We start from the raw sequence: 11,450 nt of genomic DNA, 5'->3' as shown, positions 1-11,450 counted from the left end.
AGTTCGCTGGACGGTGGGAAACGAACCGAGGCGCCCTTTCCCTGTGCGGGGAACGGGCGCCTCGACTTTTGTGCGGAGTGCCTCCGGGGGTGACGGGACTCAGTCCGTCGTCACGGCACCCTTCGAGGCGGAGCCGACGAGCTTCGCGTACTTCCCGAGGACACCGGTGAGGCGGTGGTTCTCCGGGGGCGTCCACCCCTTCTTCCGCTCCTCGAGGATCTCCGGGTCGACGAGGAGGTCGATGCTGCGGCCGGCGATGTCGACCTTGATCGGATCGCCGTCCCGAACGAACGCGATCGGACCGCCGTCGACGGCCTCGGGGGCGACGTGGCCGATGCACAGGCCGGTCGAGCCGCCGGAGAAGCGGCCGTCGGTGATGAGGAGGACGTCCTTGCCGATGCCTGCGCCCTTGATGGCGCCGGTGATCGCGAGCATCTCCCGCATACCCGGGCCGCCCTTGGGGCCCTCGTAGCGGATGATGACAACGTCACCCTTCTTGAGCTCACCGTTCAGCACCGCGTCCATCGCCGGCTGCTCCTGGTCGAAGACGCGGGCGGTGCCCTCGAAGACGTCGGCGTCGAAGCCCGCGGACTTCACGACGGCACCCTCGGGAGCGAGGGAACCGTGGAGGACCGTGAGGCCACCGGTCGCGTGGATCGGGTTGTTGAGGGCCCGGAGGATCTTGCCGTCGGGGTCCGGCGGGTTGATCGCCTCGAGGTTCTCCGCGACGGTCTTCCCGGTGACGGTGAGGCAGTCACCGTTGATGAGGCCCGCATCGAGGAGCGCACGCATGACGACCGGCACGCCACCGATCTTGAAGACGTCGTTCATGACGAACTGCCCGAAGGGCTTCACGTTGCCGAGGTGCGGGACCTTGTCACCGACCTTGTTGAAGTCCTCGAGGGTGAGGTCGACGTCGGCCTCGTGAGCGATCGCGAGGAGGTGGAGGACCGCGTTCGTCGAGCCACCGAAGGCCATGACGACGGCGACCGCGTTGAGGAGCGACTCCCGCGTGATGATGTCGCGTGCGGTGATGCCCTGGCGGAGGAGGTTCACGACCGCCTCGCCGGACTTGCGGGCGAAGACGGTGCGGGAGCGGTGGATCGCCGGCGGGGCGGCGGACCCGGGCAGGGACATGCCCATCGCCTCGGCGGCGGAGGCCATGGTGTTCGCGGTGTACATGCCGCCACACGCGCCCTCACCGGGGCAGACGGCGCGTTCGATCGCGTCGAGGTCGCCCTTCGTGATCTTTCCGGCGCGGCACGCACCGACCGCCTCGAAGGCGTCGATGAGCGTCACTTCCATCTCCGTGCCGTCCGAGAGCTTCGCGGTGCCCGGCATGATCGATCCGTTGTAGAGGAACACCGAGGACAGGCCGAGGCGGGCGGCGGCCATGAGCATGCCCGGGATGGACTTGTCGCAGCCGGCGAGGAGCACGGAACCGTCGAGGCGTTCGCCGCCGAACACGGTCTCCACCGAGTCGGTGATGACCTCGCGGGACACGAGCGAGTAGTGCATACCCTCGTGGCCCATCGAGATGCCGTCGGACACGGAGATCGTGCCGAACTCGAGCGGGTACCCGCCCGCGGCGTGGACGCCCTCCTTCGCGAAGCCCGCGAGCTTCTGGAGGGTGAGGTTGCAGGGGGTGATCTCGTTCCACGAGGAGGCGACACCGATCTGGGGCTTCTCCCAGTCGTCGTCGCCCATGCCGACGGCGCGGAGCATGCCGCGGGCGGCGGCCCGTTCGATGCCGTCGGTGACGTCGCGCGAACGCGGTTTGATGTCGACGCCGGGCTTCACTGCCGCGGCGTCGCTCGAGGCGGCGGAGTCCGCCGCAGTGGGGATCTGTGCTTCAGTGCTCATGGACGCAGCCTATTCCTCGTGTCCGCATAGTGGCGACACATCTCGCCTCCCGGACGTGTCGTGTGGTCCGGTCCTCTCACTCCGTCACGAGGTTGAGGAGCTCCTCTCCCGCCTGGATGCGGCGAATCTGCTCGGCGAGGAGTTTCACGATGCGCGGTTCGAACGCCTCGGTGTTGCCGCCGACGTGCGGGGTGATGAGCGTGTTGGGCGCCGACCACAGGGGGTGGTCGGCCGGCAGCGGCTCCGGATCGACGACGTCGAGGGCGGCGCGGAGGCGGCCGGACTCGAGTTCGGCGACGAGCGCGTCGGTGTCGACGACCTTGCCGCGAGCGACGTTCACGAGGAGCGCGCCGTCCGGGAGGGCCGCGAGGAACTCGGCGTCGACGAGCTTCTCGGTCTGCGGAGTGAGCGGGGTGATGAGGATGACGACCTCCGCCCCGGGCAGGAGCTGCGGGAGTTCGTCGATCCCGTGGACCGTGCCGTGGTCGTCCTCGCGGGCGCGGGTGCCCACCCGGGTGAGCTCGACCTCGAAGGGCAGGATCCGCTTGGTGATCTCGCGGCCGATCCCGCCGACGCCGATGAGGAGGACCTTCCGATCGGCGAGGCCCGGGAGCCGGGTGTGGTTCCACGTGTGGGCGACCATGTCCCGGGAGGCGCCGTCGATCCCGCGGAGGGAGGCGAGCGCGAGGCCGATCGCGAGTTCGGCGGTCGCCGCCGCGTGCACGCCCGAGGCGTTCGCCACCGCGATCTGCCCCACCTTGTGGGCGACGATGTCGTAGCCGGTCGACTGGGTCTGCACCGCCCTGAGGTTCGGGAGGTCCTCGAGCATCGGCACGGTCTTCTGCCCACCGAGGTACGGCAGGATCACCATGTCGATGTCCTCGCGGCTCACGGAGTCGTCCTGGTGACGGTGCGACCACACGGGGAACTCGAACTGTTCCTCGAGGAGATCGGGCACGAGCGCGAGGACCTTCTCGCGGAGTTCGGCGTCGGGGAAGGCGATGGTGGTGATGTCGAGGGTCGTCATGGCACCAGTGTGCCATCGGCCACAGACACGACGTTCCTCCTCCGGGCCCGGGTCCCGCCTGCGGCCCCGGTCACTCGCCCGGCCCCGCTACTCCTCGTCCAGGCCCGAGGCGAGGGCCGTGCTGATCCGGTGGAGCGCCTCGGCGTCCCCGGGCCCGAGTGCCTGCTCGAAGAAGCGGGCGATGAGCCCGCGCTGCACGGACCCGGCGCGCAGGTACACCCGCAGGCCGTCGTCGGTGAGTTCCACGTGGTGCGCGCGTCCGTCGTCCGGGCACGGCCGCTTCACCACCCAGCCGCGGTCCTCGAGGACCTGGACCCGGTACGTGAGGCGCGGTGCGGAGAACACGAGGCGCTGGGCGAGGACGTTCATCCGCAGCCGGCGCTCGGGCGCCTCGACGAGGAGGAGCAGGAGGTTGAAGTCCGACAGGGTGAGCCCCGCCTGCTTCTTGAGTTCCTCCTCGATGCGGGTGGTGAGCCGCTGCCCGGTCTCGAAGTAGGCCCGCCAGGCATCGAGGACCGCGGTCTCCGCGAGGAGGCCGGGGTGCCCGGACCTGCCGGGGGCGTCGGGCGGGCCCGGCGCCCCGAGGGACAACCCGCCGAGGCGCCGCGCACCGGCTCCCGGCTCCGTCGCCTCAGAGCCCGCCGAGGAGCTGGTCAAAGGGAGTCACCCCTTCGGGGTCGAGGTCGTCGAAGACGTTCCGGGTCTCGTCCGGGACGCTCGTGACGAACCGGGCGAGTTCGGTGGCCGCCCGGTGGACACGCGCGTTCAGGCCGGTGACCGACTCGGGCGCACCCCAGTCGTCGGTCGCGGCGAAGACCGTCGTCGGGAGCGCGAGGCCCTTGAGGTAGGACACGAGCGGGCGGATGTGCGATTCGACGACGAGCGAGTGACGGGCGGTACCGCCGGTCGCCCCGAGGGTCACCGGGATCCCGTCGAGCCCTCCGTCGGGGAACAGCTGGAGGAACAACTGGAACAATCCGAACGGCGAGGCGTTGTACACGCTCGAGACCACGACGACGCCGTGGGCGGTCCGGATCGAATCGAACGCCGCCTGGAGCGCGTCCGAGGCGATCCCGGTGAGTGCCATGTCGACGAGGTCGTGCGCGAGCGGGCGCAGCGCGATGACCTCGGTCTCCACCTGAGCGCCGAGCCCCCCGAGCTCGGTGCTCGTCGCCACGAGGATGCGCTCGGCGAGCTTCGTCGAGTTCGACGGTTCCCCGGTCCCCCCGGAGATCGCGACGATGCGGTACATCAGTCCTCCTCGCCCTTCGTCGCCTTCTCCGCAGCGGCCTTCTCCTCCGCCGCCTTCTTCGCCGCCTCGCGCTCGGCGCGGTCCTGCCGGTCGCGGAATGCCCGGGAGGTCGGGGCACCGCCGGGAACGGGCGCCTCGCCGTTCTCCCTGCGCTCCTTCAGCCATTCATGGGTAGGCGCATCCGGCACGTCGGTGGGGCGGGCGGCGTCCATCTCCTTGCGGAGGACCGGGACGACCTCCTCACCGAGAATGTCCATCTGCTCGAGGACCGTCTTGAGGGGAAGACCCGCGTGGTCGATGAGGAAGAGGAGGCGCTGGTAGTCACCGGCCCACTCGCGCATTCCGAGGTAGCGCTCGATGACCTGCTGCGGGGAACCCACGGTGAGCGGGGTCTGCGCGGTGAAGTCCTCGAGGCTCGGTCCGTGACCGTACACCGGTGCATTGTCGAAGTACGGACGGAAGGTGTTGACCGCGTCCTGCGAGTTCTTCGCCATGAACACCTGACCACCGAGGCCGACGAACGCCTGGTCCGCGCGGCCGTGACCGTAGTATTCGTACCGCTGGCGGTAGAGCTTCACCATGCGCGCGGTGTGGGAGGCGGGCCAGAAGATGTTGTTGTGGAAGAAGCCGTCACCGTAGTACGCGGCCTGTTCGGCGATCTCGGGGCTGCGGATCGACCCGTGCCACACGAAGGGGGCGACGTCGTCGAGCGGGAACGGTGCGACCGTGAACCCGTTGAGCGGCGTGCGGTAGTTACCCTCCCAGTCGAGGTCCTTCTCGCGCCACAGGCGGTACAGGAGGTTGTAGTTCTCGATCGCGAGGGCGATGCCGGCACGGATGTCCTTGCCGAACCACGGGTAGACGGGGCCGGTGTTGCCGCGCCCCATCATGAGGTCCGTGCGGCCGTCGGAGAGGTGCTGGAGGTACGCGTAGTCCTGTGCGAGTCGCACCGGATCGTTCGTCGTGATGAGCGTCGTCGCGGTCGAGAGCTTGATCCGCTCGGTCTGCGCCGCGATGTACGCAAGGAGCACCGGCGGGTCCGCCGGGGCTGCGAAGGGCGGGTTGTGGTGCTCGCCGGTCGCGAACACGTCGAGGCCGATCTCCTCGGCCTTCTTCGCGATCGCGAGGGTGTTCTTGACCTTCTCGTGCTCGCTCGGGGTGGTGCCGGTCGTGGGGTCGGTCGTGACGTCGCCGATGGTGAAGACACCGAGTTCCATGGGGTTCTCCTCGCTTGTCGACCGAAGTGACGTCCATCCGGAGGGCGGCGTCGGTCGAACTCTCACAGTCGGTCGAAAGTAAGTTGAACTCTCAACCATTTGCTTAAAACTTTAACACCGGATCGAACAGAAGGAAAGGCCCGGGTATTCCCCGGGCCTTTCTCGTGTCCTCATGCGGCTCCACGGTCCGTGCGACCACGGTCCGTTCTCCCACGGTTCTGCCCAGGGCAACCGAATCGGTTGCCGTTCACCCGAAGGGCAACCCATTGAGTTGCCGTGGGCGAAACCGTTGTCGTTCCGTGCCGGGACCTCAGATCCAGATGGCCGGATCCGTGAGTTCCCACTGGCCCCCGTGCGGTCTCTCCACCGGATGCTTCACCGTCGCCGGGACTCCGACCGCGATCGAATCCGCGGGCACGTCCTTCACCACGACGGCGTTCGCCCCGATCGAGGAGCCGTCCCCCACGTGCACGGGACCGATGACCTTCGCTCCCGCACCGATGAGGACGTCGTTGCCGATCGTCGGATGCCGTTTGCCGGGCTCCTGGCTCGTCCCACCGAGGGTGACCTGGTGGTAGAGCATGACGTCGTCACCGATCTCCGTCGTCTCCCCGATCACGACGCCGTGCGCATGGTCGATGAAGAACCGTCGGCCGATCCGCGCACCCGGATGGATCTCCACCCCCGTGAGCGTCCGGACCGCCTGCGAGAGCAACCGGGCCGGCACCCTCCCACCGGGCCGCTGCCACAAGCGGTGCAGCCCCCGATGCGCCCACACCGCGTGCAGGCCGGGGGCGCCGAGGACCGTGACGAGGTCGTTCGTCGCCGCCGGATCACGTCGCCGGACCGTCTCCAGGTCCTCCCGGAACGCGGTCCGCACCTCCGGACGCGAGGCGAGGTACCCGCTGCCCGCGACGACGGCACCGGCCACACCGGCCGCCGCCGCAGCGAGCGCACTCGTGAGGCGCATCAGTCCATGTACTCGGAGAACAGCGGTGTGCTGAGGTAGCGCTCACCGAAGTCCGGGAGGACGATGACCACACGCTTGCCGGCGAACTCCGGGCGGGCGGCGACCCGTTCGGCCGCGACGAGAGCCGCGCCCGAGGAGATGCCGACGAGGAGGCCCTCCTCACGGGCGACCTGACGGGCGGCCGCGAGCGCATCCTCGTTCGAGACGGCGGCGATCTCGTCGTACACGGCGGTGTCGAGCACCTCGGGGACGAAGTTCGCACCGATGCCCTGGATCATGTGACCGGCCGCGGTGCCCTCGGACAGGAGCGGGGAGGCCGCCGGCTCGACGCCGACGATGTGGACGGAGGCGTCCTTCTCCTTGAGGACCTGACCGACACCCGTGATGGTGCCGCCGGTACCGATGCCCGCGACGAACGCCGCGAGTTCACCGTCGGTGTCCTCGAGGATCTCCCGCGCGGTCGTCTCCCGATGGATCTGCGGGTTCGCGGGGTTCGCGAACTGCCGGACGAGGACAGCGCCCTCGGCGGCGAGTTCCTCCGACTTCGCGACCGCACCCCGCATGCCCTCCTCCTTCGGGGTGAGGACGAGTTCGGCGCCGAAGGCCCGCAGGAGCGCCCGGCGTTCCTTCGACATCGACTCCGGCATCGTGAGGACGACCTTGTAGCCGAGCGCGGTGCCGACCATCGCAAGGGCGATCCCGGTGTTGCCCGAGGTCGCCTCGACGACGGTGCCGCCCGGCCGGAGGGCACCGGACGCCTCGGCCGCGCGGATCATCGCCACGCCGATCCTGTCCTTCACGGAGTTCGCGGGATTCGCCGCCTCGAGCTTGCCGACGATCTCGGCGCCGGTGCGGGCGCTCGCGGCATTCAGCTTCACGAGCGGGGTGCCGCCGACGAGTTCGGTGACGTCGTTGTAGATCTTCATTCGGTGTGTTCCTTCCACGAGGAGTCACAGTGCCGGCCCGGTGGTAGGCACGGCCCGGGAGGTTCGACATGTACACACCGTCCAGCCAATGGCTTCAGCTGCCGGTCGGTTCCGGTGCACGGAGCTCATGGACGAGACGCGCACCACCTGGGGCCAGTATGCCGTGTTCTCCCCCACAGCCGCACCTCCCGCCGGGACCCGCACCTCGCCCGACGACTAGAATCCCCCACCATGACTGTTCATCCGATCGTGGTCTACGGCGAGCCGGTCCTCCACCGCAAGGCGGAACCCGTGACCGACTTCGACGATGCCCTCCGCACCCTCGTCTCCGACATGTTCGAGACGCTCAAGCTCTCCAACGGCGTCGGCCTCGCCGCCCCGCAGATCGGCGTGGGCAAGCAGATCTTCGTGTACGACGCCGACGACGAGGTCGCCGGGGTCCGCCGCCGCGGTGTGTTCGCCAACCCGATCCTGGTCGGGTCGAAGGTCCCCACCGAACGCCCCGACCCCTACGACGAGTCCGAGGGCTGCCTCTCCGTCCCCGGCCTCGACTTCCCGCTCAAGCGCGCGCACAAGGTCACCGTCAACGGGCAGAACGAATTCGGTGAACCCGTCTCCCTCTCCGTCGAGGGGTGGTTCGCCCGCATCATGCAGCACGAGTACGACCACCTCCAGGGCTACCTGTACGTCGACAAGCTCGACGCCAAGTGGACGAAGAAGTGGAAGAAGGCCCAGCGCGAACGCGGCTACACCGAGCCGGGGAAGAGCTGGATGCCCGGCGAGGACGAGGACCCCTTCGGGCACTGAGGCACCAGCCGCCGTTCGGGCACTGAGGCACCAGCCGCCGTTCGGGCACTGAGGCACCAGCCGCCGTTCGGGCACTGACCGGCGTCAGCGCCCCCGATCCTCCGGTTTCCGCTCCCGATCGGCACCGAGGATCCGATCCAGCGTCTCCTCGGCGTCCGACCGGATCCCCTCGAGCGCCGCGGGCTCCTGCGCGCTCGGGGACGTCTGCGTCCTGCGCTCCGGTGCGTCCTCCCGTGCCCTGCCCTGTGGTGCTGCCGTCTGCGCCTGGGCGAGGCGACGGTCGAGATCGTCGAGGTCGTCGAACTCGCCGGCGGTCTCGATGAGGTCGTCGAGGAGCCCGCGGATGACGTCGGAGTGCGAGTCGGCCTCGATATTGAGTTCGCGGAACCGCCAGTCGGCGGTCTCGTCGTCCGCGGTGCGTGAGAGCACGTCGAGCACCCGGTCGCCGAGTTCCTTCGACCTTTCGGTGTGCTCGAGCATCTGGAGTTGCCGGTCGAGGTCGAGGAGGTGCTCGTAGTACTCGTGCATCGCGACGACACGGGCGGACATCGAGGAGAACGCTGCGCCGAGCTTGCCGAGATAGGCATCGATCCGGGCACTCGTGTGCGGTTCACGCACCGACTCGAGTTCGGCACGGAGCGAGACGAGTTCCTGCAGACGCACACCGATCGACCCGACCGCGTGGTCGAGATCCACGCGGGACACGTGGTCCTGGAGGATCGGGTGCGTCCACGCACGGGTCTGCGTGATCTTCCGGGCGGTCACCACCGCGAGGTGGAAGAGCCGCTGCTCGTCGGTGTCCTGACCACCCTTGCCGCGGAGCAATCCACCCTCGCCGGGGATGAACCCCAGATCGGACGGCGTGATCCACCGGGCCTTCGCCGCGGCCTCCTTCTGCTCTCGGTCGAGGCGCTTGGGGTCCTTCCGGAACTTCCACCCGGTCCATCCGGTGAGGGCGGTTCCTCCGACGGCGAGGACTCCGGTGATGGCAGCGCCGACACCCGAGAGAGTGCTCGACGCGATCCATTCGATCCCCGTCGGGAGTCCGGCGGCGGCGACGGCGGCGACGCTCGTCGTCCGGGCGGCCTGGAAGCCGATGTTCGACCGGATGAGGTTCCGGTTCATCGCGGGGTGGAGGAACGGTGCCGTCGGCGCACCCGCGGAGACCTTGTATCCGCGCGCGTTCCACACGCGCACGACGGATTCGGGGACGGAATCGGGCACGAGGATGCGATAGAACGGCGGGGTACCCCGTACCTCGTCCTTCCACAGTCGGCGCCACGTGCTCATGCCCACAACCTCCGGAGTGCTCGGTGTGCGGCAAGTCTAGGTCGGCCACCCGAGAACTCGCTGGAGGGTTTTCCGCCGAACCGAGGAACGTCGGTTCAGCCCCGCACACGGGCGGGCATCCAGTAGGCGCAGAAGCGGATCTGCTCGTTCGTCAGGCCCACGGCCTTCGCGCGTTTCCGGGCGTCGAGCACCATCGGCTGGGAGCCGACCGCGTAGAAGTAGTCGGGGGCGTGCGTCGCGAGGTGCGCATCGAGCGCCCGCTCCCAGCTCTCCCCCGACTCGCGTTCGAGCCAGCGCACGTGGACCTTCGGGTTCTTCGGGCAGAAGAAGCAGTCGTGGCACGCCGAGGCGCACTCGAGCGGGCGGGCGTCGTCCCGGTGGGCCATCGTCACGAGCACGGTCGTCTCCGAACCCGCCGGGCGGGAGCGGATGATCGATTCGACGCCGGGCAGGCCGGTCTCGTCCGTGAGGATGGTGACGGTACCGGGTTCGCCCTCGGGGTCGTACATCGTCGACTGACCGAGGATGCCGGCCCGGTCGCCGGGCACGCACTCGGTCGACCAGCGGGCGGCGATGCCCTCGAGTTCACCCGCGCCGTTCCGGTGGAGGACGAAGTCGACGTCGAACTCCCAGGCGGCACCGCTGCGGGTGTCCGCGCCCTGCCGGAAATCGCGGACGGTGTAGTTCCGGCAGACGGGGCGCACGTCCTCGGGCATGGCGCCGAGGCGCTTGAACCAGCCCTCGGACGGGCCCCACGGCAGGTGGAGCTCACCGTCGTGCCGGCCGCCGGCGGGCACGAAGAGGCGGAACCACTGGTCGGCACCGCCGAAGGCGAACGGGTGTCCCGCTCCCCCGTCGGGCGCGAGCGGGTCCGGCCCGAAGGTGATGCGCATGAACCCGGGGGTCACCTGTTCGGTGTCGAGCACCCGGATGCTCGTCACCTGGGGTTCGGTCTCCTCGAAGACCTCCATCGCCCGGACGGTGCGTTCGGTCATCTCCCGTTCGGCCGCGGCGAGTTCGTCCTCCGTGAGGACGGGGGCGGCCGCGGTCGCAGCGGTGTTCGCGGTGGTCGTCATTCCGTCGTTCCTCCTTCGGGAGCGAGCGCTCCTGTGGTTGCTCGGGGATCCTCTGCTCCGTCATCGCGGGTGTTCTTCACGTGGTGACGTCCGATCGGCACCACGAGCGGCGTCCCGGACACAGGGTCCCGCGCGATCCGGCTCGCGAGACCGAACACCTCCTGCACGCACTCCTCCGTGAGGACCTCGGCAGGTGCGCCCGCCGCGTGGAGCCGACCGGCGGCCATCGCCACGAGGTGATCGGCATAGCGGGCCGCGAGGTTGAGGTCGTGGAGCACCATGACGATCGTCGTCCCCCGCGCGGCGTTGAGATCCGCGAGGAGGTCGAGCACCTCGATCTGGTGGCTCACGTCGAGGTACGTCGTCGGCTCGTCGAGGAGCAGGACGTCGGTCTCCTGGGCGAGCGCCATCGCGATCCACACCCGTTGCCGCTGCCCACCGGAGAGCTCGTCGACCGAGCGGTCGGCGAGGTGCGTGATGTCGGTGGCCGCGAGCGCCTCGGCGACGGCCCGGTCGTCCTCCTGCGACCAGCGGGAGAAGGCCGAGCGGTGCGGGTGCCGCCCGCGCCCCACGAGGTCGACGACCGTGATGCCCTCGGGGGCGATCGGCGACTGCGGGAGCAGCCCGAGGCGCCTCGCGAGCTTCTTCGTCGGCATCCGGTGGATGTCCGCACCGTCGAGGAGGACGGTGCCGCGCGCGGGCCTGAGCAACCGCGAGGTGGCCCGCAACAGGGTTGACTTGCCACAGGCATTCGCGCCGACGATCGCGGTGATGCGCCCTGCCGGGAACTCGACACTGAGGTCCCGGACGACGGTGCGCGTCCCGTAGCCGAGTTCGAGCCCGGAGACGCGGAGCGAGGTCGGACCCGCGGTGCCACCGCCGTGCGGAACCGAGGCGTCTCCGCCGACGGATCCGGCCGGGGCGACTCCGGCGGGGGTACCGTCCGGGGACACGGCGTCGGTGGGCACGGGGTCTGGGGTCACGGTATCCGCGGTCGCGGTTTCCGACGTCCCGGTCTGCAT

At 69.5% G+C, this 11,450-nt stretch carries 12 protein-coding genes; 2 read left to right on the top strand and 10 right to left on the bottom strand.

Annotated features, from left to right (window positions below; all coding sequences use genetic code 11):
* Positions 1–99 precede the first annotated feature (99 nt).
* The 7 genes from ilvD to cysK all read right to left on the bottom strand — a co-directional run bounded on the left by ilvD (position 100) and on the right by cysK (position 7,255).
* Entirely contained in the window at positions 100–1,863 is a 1,764-nt protein-coding gene (gene ilvD / locus ABD172_RS12665) for a dihydroxy-acid dehydratase (protein ID WP_344310164.1), read from the bottom strand.
* 76 nt (positions 1,864–1,939) lie between these two features.
* Positions 1,940–2,890, bottom strand: a complete 951-nt coding sequence (locus ABD172_RS12660; protein WP_344310162.1) for a 2-hydroxyacid dehydrogenase — start codon at positions 2,888–2,890, stop codon at positions 1,940–1,942.
* Positions 2,891–2,977: 87 nt separating this feature from the next.
* The gene (locus ABD172_RS12655; protein WP_344310160.1) at positions 2,978–3,547 is read right to left on the bottom strand and encodes a MarR family winged helix-turn-helix transcriptional regulator; all 570 of its coding nucleotides are present in this window, start codon (positions 3,545–3,547) and stop codon (positions 2,978–2,980) included.
* Positions 3,522–4,142: a CE1759 family FMN reductase gene (locus ABD172_RS12650; RefSeq protein WP_344310158.1), complete on the bottom strand. Its 621-nt coding sequence runs from the start codon at positions 4,140–4,142 to the stop codon at positions 3,522–3,524. Before ABD172_RS12650 ends, ABD172_RS12655 begins: the two co-directional genes overlap by 26 nt.
* Positions 4,142–5,359 carry a CE1758 family FMN-dependent luciferase-like monooxygenase gene (locus ABD172_RS12645; protein WP_344310156.1) on the bottom strand — a complete coding sequence of 406 codons (1,218 nt, stop codon included), beginning with the start codon at positions 5,357–5,359 and terminating at the stop codon, positions 4,142–4,144. The genes ABD172_RS12650 and ABD172_RS12645 overlap by 1 nt, the downstream gene beginning before the upstream one ends.
* 310 nt (positions 5,360–5,669) lie before the next feature.
* Positions 5,670–6,329 (bottom strand): serine O-acetyltransferase EpsC, encoded by a 660-nt coding sequence (gene epsC, locus ABD172_RS12640; RefSeq protein ID WP_344310154.1) that lies wholly within the window; start codon positions 6,327–6,329, stop codon positions 5,670–5,672.
* On the bottom strand, positions 6,329–7,255 hold the full coding sequence (gene cysK / locus ABD172_RS12635; RefSeq protein WP_344310152.1) for a cysteine synthase A: 927 nt from the start codon (positions 7,253–7,255) through the stop codon (positions 6,329–6,331). The genes epsC and cysK overlap by 1 nt, the downstream gene beginning before the upstream one ends.
* An 88-nt stretch (positions 7,256–7,343) precedes the next feature.
* Here cysK and ABD172_RS12630 point away from each other — a divergent pair, with 88 nt between their 5' ends.
* Entirely contained in the window at positions 7,344–7,475 is a 132-nt protein-coding gene (locus ABD172_RS12630; RefSeq protein ID WP_344310150.1) for a hypothetical protein, read from the top strand.
* An 11-nt stretch (positions 7,476–7,486) separates the two neighbouring features.
* The gene (gene def / locus ABD172_RS12625; protein WP_344310149.1) at positions 7,487–8,062 is read left to right on the top strand and encodes a peptide deformylase; all 576 of its coding nucleotides are present in this window, start codon (positions 7,487–7,489) and stop codon (positions 8,060–8,062) included.
* Positions 8,063–8,146: 84 nt separating this feature from the next.
* Here the strand turns inward: def and ABD172_RS12620 are convergent, their stop codons facing one another.
* The 3 genes from ABD172_RS12620 to ABD172_RS12610 form a co-directional block, all read right to left on the bottom strand.
* Positions 8,147–9,352, bottom strand: a complete 1,206-nt coding sequence (locus ABD172_RS12620) for a hypothetical protein (protein ID WP_344310148.1) — start codon at positions 9,350–9,352, stop codon at positions 8,147–8,149.
* Positions 9,353–9,447: 95 nt separating this feature from the next.
* Entirely contained in the window at positions 9,448–10,428 is a 981-nt protein-coding gene (locus tag ABD172_RS12615; protein ID WP_344310146.1) for a siderophore-interacting protein, read from the bottom strand.
* Positions 10,425–11,450, bottom strand: coding sequence for an ABC transporter ATP-binding protein (locus tag ABD172_RS12610; protein WP_344310215.1), 1,026 nt, complete (start codon positions 11,448–11,450; stop codon positions 10,425–10,427). The genes ABD172_RS12615 and ABD172_RS12610 overlap by 4 nt, the downstream gene beginning before the upstream one ends.

Source organism: Brevibacterium samyangense, assembly GCF_039529845.1.
Lineage (GTDB): Bacteria > Actinomycetota > Actinomycetes > Actinomycetales > Brevibacteriaceae > Brevibacterium > Brevibacterium samyangense.
The sequence above is the reverse complement of the archived record's forward strand: the minus strand, read 5'-3'. Positions and strand labels throughout refer to the sequence as shown.